Origin of the sequence: Desulfovibrio sp. ZJ746, assembly GCF_011039155.1 — a bacterium.
GTDB lineage: Bacteria > Desulfobacterota > Desulfovibrionia > Desulfovibrionales > Desulfovibrionaceae > Desulfovibrio.
Window position 1 is genome coordinate 1 of the sequence record NZ_JAAKEK010000015.1, and the last position, 1,061, is coordinate 1,061.

1 protein-coding gene is annotated in these 1,061 nt (G+C 64.6%); it reads left to right on the forward strand.

The genetic code is table 11. The features are described 5' to 3' along the window. Positions 1–159: 159 nt before the first annotated feature. Positions 160–759, forward strand: coding sequence for a phage tail protein (locus G7Y54_RS12445; protein WP_165079540.1), 600 nt, complete (start codon positions 160–162; stop codon positions 757–759). Positions 760–1,061 lie beyond the last annotated feature (302 nt).

Below are 1,061 nucleotides of genomic sequence, written 5' to 3' on the forward strand. Positions count from 1 at the left end.
TCATCGGAGTTGTCGGGGTCGTAAAAGGCACCGTAAAGATTAACGCTCCGTCGCCATATCTTGGACGACCAGGCACCGGCGATTATGTTCCGAATCCCGTCCCCCATGCTCTCTCCCATGCTGGGAGAGGCCCCAAAAAAAACAATATAGGAGATACCTATGCCCCGAGCCCACAGATATGACCCCATGACTTGGTTCTATGTTTCCTCGGCCGAGGATTTCGGTTTTTGCCCGGACAACGGCACGCGCGTGGACCTGCCCCCGCGGCCGTGGACTGGCCAGTGGCCACGCTGGACCGGGACAGGCTGGGAGTTGGTCCCGGACTACCGCGAGCGCAAGCCGCCGCAATTTGCGCCCGAGGACGTGCAGGCGCCCACGCTCTACTGGCTCCCCGGCGACGGCCCGGACACCCCCGGCCGCCAAATGTTTACGCCGGGGGACCTCCCGGACGGCGCGACGCTTGAGCGCCCGGAAGGCGTGGGCGCGCAGGGCCTCGAGGAGGCCCGACAGGCCAAGGGTCGGGAGATTGACGCGGCCTATGAGGCCGCCTTTGCGGCCACAATGACCATGCCGCAGGCCGAGGCCCCCACGGTGCCCGACGTGACCACCGGGACTGCGCTCTTCGCAGTCGATGACCCGGACGGCCTGGCCTATGTGGTGGCGCAGCTCAATGCCACGCGGCAGGACCTGCGGGCCCAGGCGGCGTCCGCCGAAACTGAGGACGCCGTGGCGGCCATTGTGGTGCGCTATGTGGTCTAGGTTTTTAGGGGCGGATTGCCCCGTCTGCGGGCACTCCCTGCGCCTGGTGCTCAAGGACGGGCGCCTTGTGCTTGTCTGCCCGTGCTGCGGCTTTACGCGCCGCTGACTTAGGTCTTTGACAATCGAAGAGGGATTTTCAGGATGCGGCCCGGCGGCATTTATGCCGGGCCGCACTCTCCCAGCATGGGAGAGAGCATGGGGGACGGGATTCGGAACATAATCGCCGGTGCCTGGTCGTCCAAGATATGGCGACGGAGCGTTAATCTTTACGGTGCCTTTTACGACCCCGACAACTCCGATGA